The following is a 15244-nucleotide window of genomic DNA, read 5'->3' as shown; positions in this document are numbered from 1 at the left end:
ATGCGCCAGCACAAGGTTAGTCGCTCGCTGTCACTGCCTCGCATGATCGGTGGTGTCGTGCGTGGCTTCGCCATTGCCAACGGCACGCTCACCGCAGTGCTGGTCTACATCACCTACCGGGCGGGTTGGCAGTTTATCTGTGGATTCCTCGCGCTCGGCATGGTGGTTCACATGGCGCTGCGTTGGCTGACCAACAAGGACCCGTGGTGGAACCAAATCCTGATGGTCTATGACCGCTATGGCGACTTGTACGAGCCAGGCCCCTGGCACGGCAAGCTCGGCGCGCGCTTTCGCCGGCCCTACGGGTTCGACAGTGATCTGCCATGCTGAAGAAAAAACGGCCCATCCAGGAAATCGCTCCCTGGCTCACCTTTATCACGCCCTCGCTGGTGCTCGGCAAGGATGGCAGTTTGCTGGCCACCTACGGGCTGGGGGGCGTTGACGCGGACCACCCCAACAAGAGTGAGATCACATCCGCTCGGGATCAGCTCGATCAGGCCTGCCGCAGCCTGGACGGTCGCATCACTGCGTGGTGGCGCATCAAGCACCGCCGCGCACACGACTACATCGCCGGCGAGTTCGCCAGTGCTCATGACGCCAAGATCGACGAGCTCAATCGGGCCAACATGTCATCGGGCAAGTTCTACCAGAACACGCACTCGCTCGCGCTCAGCTACACGCCCGCATCCGGCCTGGACAAGATCTTCGAAAAGATCAGCTACCACGTCACGGTGGGCGGCAAGGGGCTGGTCGCGGCGTTATTCGAGTCGCTAAAGGACACGTTCCTCGCGCGCAACGCGTTCGCATTCGATCTTGCCAAGACGCAGGCCGATGCCAAGCGCTTCGAAGGCATGCTCGATGCGTTTGTTGGCGGCAACACCAAGATCGGGCTCAAACGGCAGATGCTGCAGGAGTCCATGGCACTTCTGCATCAAGCGGCGAACCCATCGGTGCCGCCACGCAGGATTCGCTTCCCGATGACGCTGCTGGACACCCACCTCACCGAGTCGATCGTGACGCCGGGTGCCGAGCAACTGCTCTTTGAGTCGGCGCATGGAATGCGCTACGCGGCCGTGGTCGCCGTCAAGGAATGGCTCGGCTTCCAAGAAGCGGCGCTGGACGTCCTGACGAAGCTCGATGTTGAGCTGGACGTCTGCGTCCTCTACCGCTTCTTGGACAACTCCAAGGCCAACGTCTACATCGAGAAGATCCGCAGCTTCTACAAGATGGCGAGCTTCAACCTGTGGAAGATTCTGAAGCAGTTCGCTGCCAAGGAAGAACAGGAGAACGATGAGGGCCGGGAACAGCTCGCCGACGAGGCGGGTCAGGCACTTCGCCGGCTGACCGCGGATGGTCAGCAGCATGGCTTCGCCAACATCTCCGTCATCGTCTACGGCAACACCGAAGAGGAATGCTCGGACGCGGTCAGTCTGGTCGTTGGCGCCATCAGTAACGCGGGGTTCGGCACGATTCGTGAAGGTACGAACCTGATGCCCGCCTGGAACTGCACGCTGCCCGGTCGTTGGGACAACCAGCGGCGCCTGCAATTTGTCGAAACACCGGCCGTGTCGGACGTCGCCCCGATTTGTACGATCAATCCGGGGCCGACCCGCAACGACTGGCTCTCGGACAAGGCCGGCAAGGAGATGCCACCACTCACCTGCTTGCCGACACGCCACCTGACTGCCCAGCGCGTCGACATGCACGAGCCCGGGGGCAATGGCCACCTCTTCGTGATCGGCCCGATCGGTGCCGGTAAGTCGGTATTCCTGAATTTCCTCATGTCACAGTCGGGGCGCCATAACCCCCGGCGCATCCGGTTTGATAAGGACCGGTCGACACGCATCACCACGCAACTCGGTGGTGGTCAATTCATCGATGTCACCGGTAAGTTTGCGACCGCCACACGCTGCAACCCGCTGTCCCTGCTCGGCGAGGCGGAGAACCACGCCTACGTGACGGAATGGCTGATCTTGGCCATCGAGGACGAAGACGGATTCAGGCTCACCCCCACACAGAAGACGGACATCTTCGACGCGGTTCAGATTCTGGCCGGCTATAGCCGCGAGCAATGGACCCTGTCCTTCTTCGCCACACTGATCCACGCCGATCTGCGCGAGCGGCTGCAGCTCTGGATGAAGGGTGGTCAGTACGGTGACTTCTTCGACAACGTCGACGACGCGTTCCAAATCAGCGATGACCTGACCATCGAGATGGGTGAGCTGCTCATCAACTACGAGCGCGCGGCGGTTCTATTCCTAGACTACGCCTTCTTCCGGATCAGCAAGAGCATGGATGGTCAGCGATTCACGCTGATCGAGATTGAAGAGGCGGGCTTCTTCTTCAAGTACGAACGCTTCTACAGGCGCTTGGAAACGTGGCTGACCACCATCCGCAAGCTCAACGGTGCCGTGTGGATGGCAACACAGTCGCTGCGCCAGATCGCGCGGATTACCGACTTCGAGGTGCTGAAGGAAACCATCGCGAACTTCATCTACCTGCCCAACAGCCTCGCCAATACCAGCAAGAACCTGTACTGCGACACGTTCGGCCTGACCGTCGACCAGGTGCAAATGATCAACGACGCCGTGCCGAACCGCGACTACCTGTGGGTCACCCGGACCACGTCGCGCATGCTCCAGACGGACTTCAAGCCTGAGATGGTTGCCCGGCTGCGCTCCGACGGCAAGGCGCAAGCGGTTTTCGACAAGCACTACATGCAGGGCGATGGCTGGGAGGACCGCTACGTGCGTGAACTTCTGGCCGCCTAAGCCGAAGTCGTACCACGGCGCTGCGTTGCGCCATCTCTCAATCGAAGGAGCCACCCATGCTCAAGACCACATTCTCTGCAACTTTGCGAAAGATGCGCGGCACATTCGTCGTGGCCGCATCCGCCGTCGTGCTGTCGAGCCCCGCCCATGCCTCCGGCTGGCCGGTGTTCGATGCCGCTAACTTCCTCAAGAACACCATCAGCGCGGCGCAAGCGTTGAAGACCGAGGTGTACGAGAACACCAACATCATCTACCAGTACAAGATGATGCTGAACCAGCTCCAGCAGGCTGTGGGCCTTGATGACATCAAGAACCAAGCGCAGATCGACTCGATCCTGGCGGACGTGAAGCGCTACTCGGACTACGGCCAAGTGCTCCAGCAGCTTTACGGGGCAGTCTCCAGCGATGCGAGCTTCTTGGACAAGGTGAACGGCCTGGTGGTGGTGTCCGGCAAGTCGCCCGCGCAATGGTTCGAGGACCAACGCACGCTCCTGACCTCTGGGAATAAGACGGCGCAAGCCTTGTTCGATGCCGGCACCGACGTCGCCAAGAACATCGCGCATCTGGCCCAACGTCGTCAGGACCTGCAGTCACAGATGACGCTGAGCCCGACGGCGCAGGCCACCGCCCAGACCACCAATCAATACCTGGACCTGCTCTCCAGCCAGAACGCCGACCTCATCAAGCTGATTGGCACCAAGGTGCAGGCTGACGCCGTGAAAGACCGGAAGGAGAACGCCGACACGGAAGAAAAAACGGCGGCCATGCAGAGCGTGATCTCCAGCCAGGACGCTCAGCTCCAGAAGCTGCGCCAGTCCGTGTACACGCGCAGCAGCACCGCCCAGTGAGAGTGGCACAGATGAGCTTTCCTCGACTGATGGGCCTGATGCGCATAGCGTTGCTGGTCTGCCTCGCGGCGTTGTCGACAGGTGCAACGGCGCAGGCAGACGCGACCTTCCCTGTCACGACACCCTCGACGCCGTCTCCCACCGGCTCTGCGGGGTCAGGCGCGGATAACCAATCCGGTCCCAACCTCGCCGGGCCGAAAGGCGCGGTCGGGGAAGCCATCTCTAGCGCGCTCAAGAAGTTCACCGATTCGACGGCGCAGGTCATCAATGCCGCGGTCGGTATCAGTCACACGATTACCCCAGAAGCCGCCAAGTTCGCGGCGGCGCTGGGCATCATCACCATTGTCCTGGCGGCAATGCGCTTCGCTGGCGCTCACCACCCCGTCACCGCGTGGACGAACTTCCTGGAAGAGATGGCGACGCTCGGGATATTCGCCGCGATCTATGTGGGATACGAGCGGTTCGCGCCAGGCATCTACCAGTACTTCAACACCATGGCCACGTCCATCGCCGGCGGCGACCTTTCGCCCGGTGCGACGTTGGCCACGACGGCCGGCAATTTGTGGGACTCCTACGGCAATGCCCTGAATGCCGCGACCTGGTACCAGAAGATTGGGGTGGCCCTGGCCCTGATCCCCCTGCTGCTTGCCTTCGCCGTGACGGTGGCGACATCGGTGATCTACAACTTCTACATCTCGCTCGGTCAAATTCAGGTGGCCATCGGCATCGTCGTCGGCCAGCTCGCGGTCGCCCTGGGTTTTTCCGAATTCACGCGCAAATACTTCCTCGCCTGGTTTGACTACATGGTGTCCGGCTCTCTGTATGCAGTGGTCGCGGCAATCATGTCGAAGCTGGTGACCGCGTCGTTCGCATCTTCACTCGGTGACGTGAACTCGATCGGTACCGACACGATGGCGGGCGCCTGTTATGCGCTCGTGCTGAGCATCTTCCTGCTGTTCATTTCGTTCGAGATTCCGAGCATTGCAGGCAAGCTGTTTGGCAATGGTGCCGGCATCAGCGGCGGGGCCGTAAAGGGCGGCATCAAGGCGGCGTGGGGCCTTGGCAAGCGCATGGCGGGCTGACGATATGAACCACACGCCAATGCCCATCGCTGCATTGACCGCCACGCTCGGTTCGCGGCTGGACCTCGTTCGGCAGTACGCGAACGAGTCGTCGAGCGCGGATTTCGAGCGCAAGTGGTTGTCCGTGCTCGAAACCTGCGCCGACTGGTATTCGTCGATGCCGCTGCGCCCCGAACAGCATCCGGAACCCGGTGGCGCGTTTCGCGCCACGGTCGAGACCGTCTACTACGCCCTGCGGCTATCCGGGGGACAGAAGTTCGGCGCCGACCAGCCCTCGGAGCGTCGGCGCAAGCTCGAACCACAATACCTGTATGCCGTGTTCCTCGCGGCGTGCTGCACCTGGCTGGACGAACCGTTCCGCCATTTCCAGTTCTACCGACTGAGAGACCAGGCCGAGTGGAGCCCTGCCGCGCATGGCGCCTTCTCGGCTTGGCTGGAAGGTGGCGAATACCGTGTGCAACGCCGAGAGGCGCCATTGCCCATCGAGCGGATGCGTACCGCCCTGCTCGCACGTTCCATCCTCGGCAACACTCGGCTGGAGCTGCTCGAGAGCATGGTGCAAACCGACCTCTTCGGTGCGATCAATCCGGAGAGCCGCCCGGCCGGTACCGAGTCGCTGCTGCACAAGGTCCTGCGTCAAGCCGTGGCGGTGACCTGCGACACCGAGGACAAAGCACGGCGCGCGCGCTTTGCCCCCGATACCACGCCGATTCCTCCCGCGAAGACGTTGGAGGACGGATTTGCCGCTCACGCTCAACCGGCCCCGGCGGCCGAGAAACGTCCATCGCAGCCCAAAGCCAAGGCGGCAAAGAGCGAGCCGTCGGCAGCGGATAGCGTCTCGGCGCTGTTCGAGCAGGCCAAGGCCACGCCGACGTCAACCGCTTCAGCTTCGCCTGAGACGCCAGCGCCGACATCGGAGAAGCCCAACACCCAAAGCTCACTGTTCGACTTGGACTCGATGCAGGTGCCCAAAGAGCCAACGGTCAAACAGGAAGACCCGTTTGCCGAAATCCTGAGTTCTGCGAGCACGCTCATGCGCGAGTTCTTCCGCGCACTCGTGCAGGACGTCGAGTCGGGCAAGGTGGCCGTGCACTGGGCCGAAAAGGGGCTGGTGCTGCAAAAGCGGATTCTCGGCAGCTACGGCATCGCCAGCGAAACGCTGGTGGACAACCTGCGCAAGCTCAACCTCCTCGCCAGCTCGCAGGGCGCTGACATCGTGCTGGTCGAGCGCATTGGCTCGCTGATCCTCGCCCGTCCGCAGCAATGAACTACGTGAGCCACTTTCGCCCGATCTTCGAGGCCCGCGCGGCCGTCGGTTGGCTGATCGGTTTGATCTTGCTCCCCCTGTCCGGCATGCCCCACGCATGGGCGTTCGCGGTCATTTGTGCTCTGTTCCTCGTGGCGCGCGCCTACCAGGTGCGCAAGGCGCTGGCCTTTCGCATGTCGATTTCGACGCGTTGGCTCACCCTCATTCAGATCGACGTGCTGCTGCGCACGAGTGCCCGCATGCGAGCCGACCTTGACGCGATGTACTTCGGTAACGGCTTCGAATGGACGCAGCGCCATTGCCAGATCGCGCACGACATCTTGCGCATGCCGTCCACCGAAATTCCGGGTCTTCCGAAGTGGCTCCCGCCGAAAGTCGCCAAGCGAATCGAGACCGCGTTTGCGCCGCCCAACAGCGTCCCCGACACGGCCCCGCAGGGCAAGTCCTGGATCCACGGGATGGAACCCAACAAGATCGAAGTGCCCCTGCACTATAAGGCGCTCGGCGGTCACACGGCCGTGAGCGGCACCACGGGTGCCGGGAAAACCAAGACCTACGAGCTGATTGCGACACAGGTCATTCACAGCCCCAACAAAGACGTCCTCATTATTGTCGACCCGAAGAACGACAAGGACTTCAAGAAGCGCGTCGAGCGTGAATGCAAGCGTGCCGGTCGCAAGTTCCTGTACTGGAAGCAGGCTGCGCCGTCCGAATCGATTCGGATGAATCCGGTTGAGAATTGGTCGCAGCCGTCGGAAATCGCCAGCCGCGTCTCCCAACTGATGGAAGAAGGCCCTTTCCGCGACTTTGCCTTCCTCTTCATCGACCGCGCAGTCAAGGGTGAGCTGTACGTCGGCGACAAGCCGAACCTCCGCTCGATCCTGAATTACGCACAGTCCGGCATCAATGGTCTGCTCGATCGATGCCTGCGCCGATTCTTTCCGGAAGCGGGCATGCTCGACTGGGAAGACGAGGCCAGAGGCTTTCTGCAGCGCATCGCCCAGAAGGGCGGGGTGGATCCTCTGCAGGGGATGGTTCAGCTCTACGTCGACAACTTCGCAAAGAAGGGCCTCGGCCACGAGACGATCGACGGCCTGGTGGCCACCTTCGTGCACGATCGCGAGCACTACATGCGGATCATCGCCTCGGCGCTGCCGCTGCTGCAGATGCTGGCTACCGGCGAAACCGGTCTCATGCTCGCGCCGAAGGCCGACGATTTCACGGATGACCGTGAGATCTGGGATATCGAGCGCGTGATCAAGCAGAAGGCCGTCCTGTACGTTGGCCTGGATTCGATGTCCAACAGCATCGTCGCCAAGGCGATCGCTTCCATGCTGCTGGCCGACGTGGCTTCTGTCGCGGGCGCCATCTACAACTTCTACGAGACGCCACCCGACATCGTCTTGCTGGTCGATGAGGTGGCCGAAGCCATCAACGAGCAGGTGATCCAGATTCTCAACAAAGGCCGTGGCGCCGGCTTCCGGTCGTTCGTGGCGTTCCAAAGCCGCTCCGACCTGGAAGCCAAGCTTGGCAGTGCTGCAAAGATGCTGCAGGTGCTCGGCAACCTGAACAACCAGATCATCCTGCGCCTTGAGGATACCGACACCGCGCAATGGTTCTCCGACAAGGTGGGCGAGACAGCCATTCGCAACATCGTGGTGTCGAGCAGCGCAAGCACAGGTTCCGAGTCGCACGTCGGGGAATTCAGCGGCTCCGTATCTCGCTCGACGCAGTTGGAGAAGGCGCCGCTGATTCCGCCACGCCTCATCACCGAACTGCCGAACCTCCAGTACTTCATGCGCATCTCCGGTGGCTCGGTCTACCAAGGTCGCATTCCCATCATCCAAGGATAACTGCAGCATGCCCAGTCTGTTTCGACAAGTCGTGAACCAGTACAAGCTTTCGTCGAAGCTCGCGCCCGTCTTCATCGCCTTCCCGGAGCTGGATGACTCCTGCAAGCGCGTCGTCGATTTTCTCGGCGTCAATTTTCGCGTGCGCGAAGAACCCCTCGTGGCCGAGATGCTGATGGATGCGTTGTCGGCTTACCGCCAGGCGCGCAAGGAGGGCGACGCGAATATTGCTTTCGTGCGCGGCCTCTTCACCCGCTCGCACGAGATCTTTTCCATGCGCTACGCCGCGTTCAAGGGCGAGAAGTACCACGTCTGGGCACCACTGCAGGAACCCATCCCGGACTTCGAGGCACGCCAAAGCGCCGGCTACCAGTGCCGCATGGTCGATGAGCCCTGCCCTGACGACGTGACGCCGCGCAGCGCTGCCATGCAAATGGCTGCGCGGGTGCTCAGTGGGCACGTCTTCTGCCGCTATTTCGAGGAATACGATGTCGCTGAAGAATTCGCTCATCGCTAAGGTGTCCCGGCTCGATCTCGATACGGTCGGCCGTATCGAACTCGCCGCCCGAGGCTACCTGCAGGAACTGGCCGAGATTCCGCCCGAGTACGCCCGCGGCCGCGAAGCACTGTGCTTCGCGCTGCAGAGCGTCGCACTTCGCCGACCGGCGCTGTTCTGGTTTGGGTTGGCTTCCGTCATCGTGACGCCGGCGTTGCTGATCCTGCGCGTGGTGCTCTGATGGCTGACAGTCGCTTCGCCTCGCACCTTCGCCTGTGGACGCTTGTTGCCCCGATCATGCTCGCGGTCGGCTGTCCCTTCCTCGAAGGCGATACCACATTCGAGATTTCCGACGCCGAACTGGCGTCGGTTGAACTGAACCTGGGAGACACCGCGGCGACGCGGGCTGCGGATCGGACCAACACGCAGTTTCGGCACTGGTTCGTCGAGTCTGGCGCCATGAAGGCGTGGACGTCCACGCTGCCGAACAGCACCGATATCTCCGACGCTGGCGCGACGGACATGAGCAACGCTTGGCTGCGGCACTTCTGGATGTCCATCTACCGAGGCATCTTCCGCGCGAACGTCGCTCTCTCGTGGGCATTCGGTGCCTTCGTCTTCGGCATGGCCATGATGAACGACGGTGCCGTCTCGCGCCGAATCAAAGCAGCTGCTGCCGGGTTCGCAAGCCCCGTTGCTTTTCACGTGGCGGCACACGCCACGGTCATCACCCTGGGATTGGGCACGTCCGCCCTCCTGTTTCCATTTTCCTTGAACACGATGTGGTGGTCAGTCGGCGCGCTGGTGTTGGGCGTGCTCGGCTGGCGGATGGCTGCATCGTTTCACGTAGGCCGATAGCCGCGTTTCATTCCGTCCCACTGGCGCCCATTTTGGGAGCAAATTTTAAGGAGCACACCATGCAGAACACGATCGATAAGGTTGCAGGCGCCGACAACTCCGACGTTGCCGTGACGACGAACGGGGATACCCTTCCCAACGATGAAGTTGAATCCAGCGCCGCAGCGAATACGGCAGGCGCAACAACACCGTCCGACGTTGAACAAGAACTCAACGAGATGGAGAGCGCGGTCGATGCGCTGCAGCGCGACAGTCTGATCTCGGCGGCCGACGCGGACAGCCAGAAGGGCGAGGTTGCGCGCACCCGCAAAATGTTCCGCGAAATGTCGCCGGATGATCGCGCCAAGATCGTGTCCCGCCGGCGCGAACTGGGGCGCCAGATCCTGACCCGTCAGCTCGCGGGTGCGTCTGTTGTCGAGACTATGGTCAAACTCAACCACACGCGCCTCAAGCCCCTGTTCGAGCAGTGGTGGCCGTTCATGAACCGGATGACCATCAACCTGACCCGCTTCGGACACAGCACGTTCACCGCGTCGGAGCTGTCGACCATCACAAAGCACTTCGAGACACAAATGGCCAATCTGGAAGCCTACGTCGATGAGCAGCTGCGCGTCGCCGAGGGCTATCGCGCAGCACGCGAGAAGGACATGGAATCCAGCGGCGCAATGATCTGGAAGCCGTCGGTCACAAAGCCGTCGATGGAGATGGTGGTCGAAGCATACTCGCCCTTCTCGATGCGGGCTCTGGGCGTGCTGAACAAGTTCGACCGGGCCATGGATCACTTCGACTTCATGGTGTGGAACGCCATCCGCGATCAGTCGGACGTGAACGAGGAAGTGAATCGCTTCCTGCGCAAGTTCCAACCGCTGGCCATTCGTTGCTACACGACGCACCTGCGTCTGATGACCACCGTGCGCAACATCTGATCTGAGCGCGCTCGTGCCCTGCCGGACGACCTCCGCCGTATCTTCACCTGTTGGTGGCGGTACGGCGTACGCATCGGCACAGAGGGTTCCGCCGGCGGCGGGCCACATGCGCTCGGCATTTCCTGAATCGCCTGCAAACGACATCACCATGGAAGCGACATCGCTGCTGAGCGAGATTCGATCTCTCAATATCGCGTATCTGCGCCTTGCTCGCAGGCTGCTAGCCACCGATCAAGCCCTGGCGACAACTGCGCTGGGTATCTCTCAATCGATGGGCGAGGCATTGCTGACCCTCGACGAAGAGGCATGCGTGCGCATGGCACAGACCAATCTGTTTTTGTGCCGCATCCACTTTGATGATCGGGTGCTCGCTGCGCTGTTGGCTGGACCTCGCCTGGAGCTGTTGGAAAGCCCTGCCTCGGCGGGCAAGGCGGCCCCCGCGATTGCGTGACGCCCCGGGTTCGGCGCGCAGCGGTCTACTCCACCGACATTTTTTGAAGCCGATTGCCGGTTTTTGCGAGTCACTGCCATTTATGGAGTGGCGACGCACTCGATCGCTAACCGCTTACACATCCATTGGGAACACCATGAACTCACAGGCCACACTGACAAAGCTGTCCGTCGCATGGACGCTGGTCCGCCACATCGCATTCTGGGGTGGTTGGGCTTTCCGCTTGCTGGTTGTCGTGCCGAGCGTCGCGTTCTGCCTACTGCTTGCGATCCATAGTGACTTCTCATTCTCCGCGATCCCGCGCGAGCTGCTCCAGTCCGTCGCTGATAGAGCCAAGTATCCGGCGGCTCCGGCTGGCTATATCACGATGCAGACATGCAAGGACACCACGTCTGCCGTCAAAGGCTTGCCCCCGCCGCAGGCCCTGTGCAAGACGTTTGGCTTCGAACAGCAGTCGATCGACGCTTCGGCGCGCGAAGCGGGGATGAATCTGGCGCTGATGTACAGCATCTTCGCGCTTCTGGGCTGGGGTTGGTACTTGTTCTCTGGGTCCTTCAACGACAGCCTGCGCGCATTCCGCTCGTCGCTTCAGAAGGTCCGTCGAGCCTAAGTCCCGGGTGCCTGCGAGTTTCCAGAAGCTTCACCCGGCTCGCAGGCCACTTGCCGACCCCATCGGCCATCGCAGGCTCGGGGTTGGCCACCGTATTGGTTTCTCAGATGCCCACGTCAATCCTAGACGAACTGAACCCGTCACAGCGCGAAGTGGCAGACCTACGCCTGCACTGTGTCGCCGTTGCCTGCCCGGGCGCCGGAAAGACAAAGACAATTGCGACCAAGGCAGCCATTCTTCTCGCCGATCCCGCATGCAGGGTCGGTGCTGTGACCTTCAACAAGGAGGCGGCCACGGAACTGCAGGAGCGCATTCGCGCGCTGGCCGGGCCGGCATCGAAGGCTCGCCTGTTGGCAGGGACCTTTCACGGGCTGGCGTTCAAGCAGCTCACACCAAAGGGATGCAAGCAGCAGGACATCGCCAACGAGGGGGACCAGTTGGCGCTGGTTGCACAAGCCCTGAAGGAAGCCGACCTTGATTGGAAGGAAGAAGCCGCTTTGGCCGCCATCGAGGCAATCAAAATGGACTTCGGCAGGGTTCCGCCTGGCAGCGTTGAGGAGCGCCTGTATTCGGCATACCAACAAGCGCTGGCGCGGAACGGGAAGCTCGACTTCCAGGACATGCTCTGTATGGCCATCGAGGGCATGGAGCGCGGAACCATCTCGCCCTACCCTTTCACGCACCTGCTGGTCGATGAGTTCCAGGACACCGATCCGCTGCAATACCAGTGGGTCGCGCAGCACGCGCGCAGTGGCTCGATCGTGACCGTAGTCGGTGACGATGACCAAAGCATCTACGGCTTCAGGGCCGCGCTCGGATTCCGAGGCATGGAGTCGTTCATCAAGGAGTTCGACGCGCGTCCCGTGATTCTGGGGGAGAACTATCGCTGCAAGTCAGAAATCCTCGCCGCTGCCGACAACGTCATTCGGAACAACAAGGAGCGCATCCGCAAAGATCTGGTCGCCGCGCGTGGCCCCGGCGGCCACATCTCGTTTCGGCGCTTCGATGACGAATATGCCGAGGCCGTGAACGCAGTGGAGGCCCTCGCAGCGTCGATGCGCGCCAGCAAATCGGCAGCGATCCTGGCAAGAACGAACCGTATCCTCGACCCAGTTGAGGCCGTCTGCCGCTCCCATGGCGTGAAGTATTTCCGAGCGTCCGGCAAATCAATCCTGAGCCGGGCCGAGGCCGCGCTAATGTGCAACCTGCTCGAACTCATCCAGAAAACGAAGACCAACGGCCTCGATGCCGTGCTGGCGTTCGCTGGCGTCGGAGCGCAAGACCTCAAGACGTTGCACAGCCGGATCGGTCCCAGTCTTGAGCAGCGGCCGCGCAAGGAGCTGGTCGAGATGGGCCTGGCCGAGAGCACCGCGGACACGTACCGGGAGCTGATGAAGCGGCTTGCCGAATGGCGCGGTCTCTGCGATCGGAAGTTCTATCCGCTCGTGCTGGAAGGTGTCTACGAGTGGATGGCTCAACGTGCCAAAGCAGACACCGCCAAGCGTGCGGTCACCACGACCTACGACGTGCTGAGCCGCCTCAACGGTCCATTCTCGGATCGTATCGCCTTCCTGCGGCGCGAGAACAACGTACCGGCGGCCGACGCGCTGATTCTCACGACCATGCACAACTCAAAGGGCTTGGAGTGGGATCACGTATGCATCATCAGGGCTGAAGAAACCGTGGTGCCGAACGAGAAGAGCACAGAGTCCGAGGAGCGTCGCTTGTTCTACGTGGCCATGACCCGTGCGCGCGACCGTCTTGAGATGAGCACGGCGAAGAAGAATCCAACCTCTCGATTCGTTCTTGAAGCCGGTGTGTCGAAATAATCAGCTAGACTTTTCCCGACAGCACGAAGTTCAGAATTTCGCCGGCATTGGGTTCGCCCCAAGTTTCGTGTGCCACCCATTCGAAAAAATTCGATTCCGCTGCCTTGGAGGGCTTCTTGCCTGCGACGACCTTCAACTCCTTCACAGAACACTGATCGTTGTAACGCGAGAGCATCGCCGACTGATCGTCAGCGGATAGTTCCCCAAAGTAGCCCTGCGCATGCGGAATGCGAGCTGCGAGGTATTGCGCCCGCGCATCCTCTTCATTCTTTGGGCTTCGTGCCAACGGCTTCTGCTGCTGTTGACCAGCTCCGGCAGACTCAGCCTTGCCCGCGCCCTTGCCCCAATCCTCCGTAAGCGACTTGCGAAAGTACGCCGGGATGTTATCCAACGGCGGAACACCCTTCTTCGCTTGTCGAGCGCGCGTGTAGCTGATTGCCTCCAGGATGCGTTCGGCTCCGAACGTGCGAACGAGGCGCTTGGCCTCGGAATGCGGGACACCGAACTTGACCACTGTGTTGACTAGGTCTTGGTGAGGCTCCTCCTCCAGTGCGCTCACTTTGCGACTGATCTTGAATTGAATCTCACCGACGGTTCGGCCGACCTTGTGCTCGATCAACTCGATCTCATGGTCTGATACATCATTGATTTCGGCAATACTCGGCGTCAACACCGCTCGCTTGAAGATCTTGTATTCCTTGTATTTGGTCTCGCTCTCTTCGCGTCCGAGTATGAGATTGCGAAAGGTGGCCAGTGGGATACGTGCGGTCAGGCCTATCCGTTCGAACCGTACAGTGTTCTCCCACAACGCAAGCGAATAGGACCGCCGGAACAGCTTGGCGATCCGCATGTCGATCATTGCGTACCGTTGGGGATCCAGTAGCTCCTCACTGATCTGCGGAGCGAACGAATACGACAAGACGGAGCCCACAATCTTGGCGCCGGCAATGAGTGTTGAACCCGTCCATGTCGACGTGCCGTCGCTATTGAGCTGATCCCAATCCACGACAGTGCGCATCAACGATTTTGCGGTCTCTTTGATGTATGCGTTGTCCTTCGTGGTGAGGTCGAGCGCTGCCATCATCTGAGGGATAGAGACCTGAAACGTGTTGTTTGTTTCTCGGCCTGCCAGGCGTTGCTCGATGGCGTTCTTGATCAGTGCATTGAAGATGCGGCGCTGCTGGAGCGACAGCGCACTACCTACCGGTGAAACGTGGATCGCTTGAACCGCCTTCTTGAACGGCTCAGGAGCCTCCTGTTGTTGAAACAGGGCGATCTGGGAACCCTTCTTTGCTTCGGGTACGCGTGCCATGACCTAGTGGGTGGGTTCGCTATAGGTGAAAAACTAGGGGTAGATTTTTCACCTATAGCGCTCGTTTGGCAATCTTACGTTGCCAGGAAGGGACAGCGCTCGCTGCCTGAGTGTTCGACTCTTGATCTCGCTCTCCCCAAAAACGTTCACCTTTTACGCGGGCTTTCGGCCCCGCATTCCTCGAAAGGTGAACGGATTTGGGGGGCTTTCCGCAGTTGCCCGTCCATCTATTGTGCTCCATAGCGCTCATTTGCCCATTTCGTAAGCATTGGAAGGGGCGACAGACTCTTGAAGTCGTCTCGGGTGCGCTTTCGGAGCCAATTGCCCCAAATCCTTTCACCCTTCCCCTCCCCAAATCCTTTCACCTATGCCCGGGAGCCTGGGGCTGGATGGAAGTGGGTACTCACGGGGTTACCCCAAATTCGTTCACCTATGGAATCCCCAAATCCTTTCACCTATGTTTGCAGGCATGGATTTGTGCGGGAGTGCCTGCTCGCATGCGCCCCAAATCCTTTCACCTTTCATCTCCCCAAATCCGTTCACCAAGCGGGTCCAACCTACGGTCTCGTGTGTCGCACCTGGGCTGTACTCTAGGGTGGCTCTCCCCAAATCTGTTCACCCTCGCCATCCCCAAATCCTTTCACCTTTAGGGTTCGCTGGCGGCGCCCCAAATCCGTTCACCAAAGCCCCAAATCCACAACCCCTTGGCCCCAATGGCTTTCACCGTAGCCCCAAATCCACAACCGGCGTTCCCCAATGGTGTTCACCCAATCCACAAATCTATGCACCATATGACCGGCAAAGCCTTACTGGGCTTGGGTTTCCGGAGCCTAAATGTTGTTTAAAGGTTTAAAGTGTTTACGTAAACAAAGTAAACGCTGCGTCTCTTTCAGAGAGCGTCAAAAAAAGACAAAGACCCAGGTACACCTGGGCCTCGTCGTTGA

14 protein-coding genes are annotated in these 15244 nt (G+C 60.6%); 13 read left to right on the top strand and 1 reads right to left on the bottom strand.

From position 1 onward, the window contains the following. The 13 genes from BEK68_RS20945 (at position 1) to BEK68_RS20885 (ending at position 12988) form a co-directional block, all read left to right on the top strand. Positions 1 to 330, top strand: coding sequence for a VirB3 family type IV secretion system protein (locus BEK68_RS20945; RefSeq protein WP_012435623.1), 330 nt, complete (start codon positions 1 to 3; stop codon positions 328 to 330). Next, a complete protein-coding gene (locus BEK68_RS20940; RefSeq protein WP_012435622.1) occupies positions 324 to 2771 on the top strand; it encodes a VirB4 family type IV secretion system protein in 2448 nt (815 codons plus the stop codon). The genes BEK68_RS20945 and BEK68_RS20940 overlap by 7 nt, the downstream gene beginning before the upstream one ends. A 56-nt stretch (positions 2772 to 2827) precedes the next feature. Further along, positions 2828 to 3619 (top strand): conjugal transfer protein TrbJ, encoded by a 792-nt coding sequence (locus tag BEK68_RS20935; protein ID WP_012435621.1) that lies wholly within the window; start codon positions 2828 to 2830, stop codon positions 3617 to 3619. Between the two features lie 11 nt (positions 3620 to 3630). Further along, positions 3631 to 4701 (top strand): type IV secretion system protein, encoded by a 1071-nt coding sequence (locus BEK68_RS20930; RefSeq protein WP_012435620.1) that lies wholly within the window; start codon positions 3631 to 3633, stop codon positions 4699 to 4701. Positions 4702 to 4705: 4 nt separating this feature from the next. Then, the gene (locus tag BEK68_RS20925; RefSeq protein WP_012435619.1) at positions 4706 to 5968 is read left to right on the top strand and encodes a TraI domain-containing protein; all 1263 of its coding nucleotides are present in this window, start codon (positions 4706 to 4708) and stop codon (positions 5966 to 5968) included. Further along, positions 5965 to 7821, top strand: a complete 1857-nt coding sequence (traD, locus tag BEK68_RS20920; RefSeq protein WP_012435618.1) for a conjugative transfer system coupling protein TraD — start codon at positions 5965 to 5967, stop codon at positions 7819 to 7821. Before BEK68_RS20925 ends, traD begins: the two co-directional genes overlap by 4 nt. Positions 7822 to 7828: 7 nt before the next feature. Next, entirely contained in the window at positions 7829 to 8335 is a 507-nt protein-coding gene (locus BEK68_RS20915; RefSeq protein WP_012435617.1) for a hypothetical protein, read from the top strand. Next, a complete protein-coding gene (locus BEK68_RS20910; protein ID WP_012435616.1) occupies positions 8307 to 8555 on the top strand; it encodes a hypothetical protein in 249 nt (82 codons plus the stop codon). The genes BEK68_RS20915 and BEK68_RS20910 overlap by 29 nt, the downstream gene beginning before the upstream one ends. A gap of 56 nt (positions 8556 to 8611) precedes the next feature. Continuing rightward, complete coding sequence (locus tag BEK68_RS20905) at positions 8612 to 9172, top strand: DUF4400 domain-containing protein (RefSeq protein ID WP_225694716.1); 561 nt, start codon at positions 8612 to 8614, stop codon at positions 9170 to 9172. A gap of 59 nt (positions 9173 to 9231) precedes the next feature. After that, the gene (locus tag BEK68_RS20900; protein WP_012435614.1) at positions 9232 to 10098 is read left to right on the top strand and encodes a hypothetical protein; all 867 of its coding nucleotides are present in this window, start codon (positions 9232 to 9234) and stop codon (positions 10096 to 10098) included. A gap of 106 nt (positions 10099 to 10204) precedes the next feature. After that, positions 10205 to 10549 (top strand): flagellar transcriptional regulator FlhD, encoded by a 345-nt coding sequence (locus BEK68_RS20895; protein WP_012435613.1) that lies wholly within the window; start codon positions 10205 to 10207, stop codon positions 10547 to 10549. Between the two features lie 136 nt (positions 10550 to 10685). Further along, entirely contained in the window at positions 10686 to 11159 is a 474-nt protein-coding gene (locus BEK68_RS20890) for a hypothetical protein (RefSeq protein WP_012435612.1), read from the top strand. 107 nt (positions 11160 to 11266) lie between these two features. Beyond that, on the top strand, positions 11267 to 12988 hold the full coding sequence (locus BEK68_RS20885; RefSeq protein ID WP_012435611.1) for an ATP-dependent helicase: 1722 nt from the start codon (positions 11267 to 11269) through the stop codon (positions 12986 to 12988). A gap of 4 nt (positions 12989 to 12992) precedes the next feature. Here BEK68_RS20885 and BEK68_RS20880 read toward each other — a convergent pair whose 3' ends face one another. Next, positions 12993 to 14300 carry a replication initiation protein gene (locus BEK68_RS20880; RefSeq protein ID WP_012435610.1) on the bottom strand — a complete coding sequence of 436 codons (1308 nt, stop codon included), beginning with the start codon at positions 14298 to 14300 and terminating at the stop codon, positions 12993 to 12995. Positions 14301 to 15244 lie beyond the last annotated feature (944 nt).

It is taken from the genome of Ralstonia pickettii, assembly GCF_001699815.1.
Taxonomy (GTDB): domain Bacteria; phylum Pseudomonadota; class Gammaproteobacteria; order Burkholderiales; family Burkholderiaceae; genus Ralstonia; species Ralstonia thomasii.
This window is presented reverse-complemented; position numbering and strand designations above follow the sequence as displayed.

Excerpts from the sequence above, each read along its gene's own strand:
- BEK68_RS20945 (WP_012435623.1), top strand. The coding sequence starts at position 1 with ATGCGCCAGCACAAGGTTAGTCGCTCGCTGTCACTGCCTCGCATGATC.
- BEK68_RS20940 (WP_012435622.1), top strand. The coding sequence starts at position 324 with ATGCTGAAGAAAAAACGGCCCATCCAGGAAATCGCTCCCTGGCTCACC.
- BEK68_RS20935 (WP_012435621.1), top strand. The coding sequence starts at position 2,828 with ATGCTCAAGACCACATTCTCTGCAACTTTGCGAAAGATGCGCGGCACA.
- BEK68_RS20930 (WP_012435620.1), top strand. The coding sequence starts at position 3,631 with ATGAGCTTTCCTCGACTGATGGGCCTGATGCGCATAGCGTTGCTGGTC.
- BEK68_RS20925 (WP_012435619.1), top strand. The coding sequence starts at position 4,706 with ATGAACCACACGCCAATGCCCATCGCTGCATTGACCGCCACGCTCGGT.
- traD (WP_012435618.1), top strand. The coding sequence starts at position 5,965 with ATGAACTACGTGAGCCACTTTCGCCCGATCTTCGAGGCCCGCGCGGCC.
- BEK68_RS20915 (WP_012435617.1), top strand. The coding sequence starts at position 7,829 with ATGCCCAGTCTGTTTCGACAAGTCGTGAACCAGTACAAGCTTTCGTCG.
- BEK68_RS20910 (WP_012435616.1), top strand. The coding sequence starts at position 8,307 with ATGTCGCTGAAGAATTCGCTCATCGCTAAGGTGTCCCGGCTCGATCTC.
- BEK68_RS20905 (WP_225694716.1), top strand. The coding sequence starts at position 8,612 with ATGCTCGCGGTCGGCTGTCCCTTCCTCGAAGGCGATACCACATTCGAG.
- BEK68_RS20900 (WP_012435614.1), top strand. The coding sequence starts at position 9,232 with ATGCAGAACACGATCGATAAGGTTGCAGGCGCCGACAACTCCGACGTT.
- BEK68_RS20895 (WP_012435613.1), top strand. The coding sequence starts at position 10,205 with ATGCGCTCGGCATTTCCTGAATCGCCTGCAAACGACATCACCATGGAA.
- BEK68_RS20890 (WP_012435612.1), top strand. The coding sequence starts at position 10,686 with ATGAACTCACAGGCCACACTGACAAAGCTGTCCGTCGCATGGACGCTG.
- BEK68_RS20885 (WP_012435611.1), top strand. The coding sequence starts at position 11,267 with ATGCCCACGTCAATCCTAGACGAACTGAACCCGTCACAGCGCGAAGTG.
- BEK68_RS20880 (WP_012435610.1), bottom strand. The coding sequence starts at position 14,300 with ATGGCACGCGTACCCGAAGCAAAGAAGGGTTCCCAGATCGCCCTGTTT.